Below are 222 nucleotides of genomic sequence, written 5' to 3' on the forward strand. Positions count from 1 at the left end.
GGGTTCACGATATCCGTGTTACGCCATTGCTTATTGCCCCTCAGCCCGCAAGTGTGCGCATACGCGTCAAGTTGTAGCCGACCTGCGTCAGCACGAAGAGCTGGTCTACGCGTTCAAGTCCCCGATACATGACCTGGCGAATTCGTCCAACTGTCTTGCCCCATCCGAATACCTGCTCAATGCGCTTACGTTTTTGCTGGCTTATCGCGTAACCCGGCCAGC

1 protein-coding gene is annotated in these 222 nt (G+C 55.9%); it reads right to left on the bottom strand.

Annotated elements, in window-relative coordinates; all coding sequences use genetic code 11:
• Positions 1 to 40 precede the first annotated feature (40 nt).
• A partial coding sequence (locus ACRXB1_RS37935; RefSeq protein WP_449495000.1) for a transposase occupies positions 41 to 222 on the bottom strand: 182 nt, incomplete at its 5' end.

This window comes from Caballeronia sp. M23-90 (assembly GCF_053574605.1).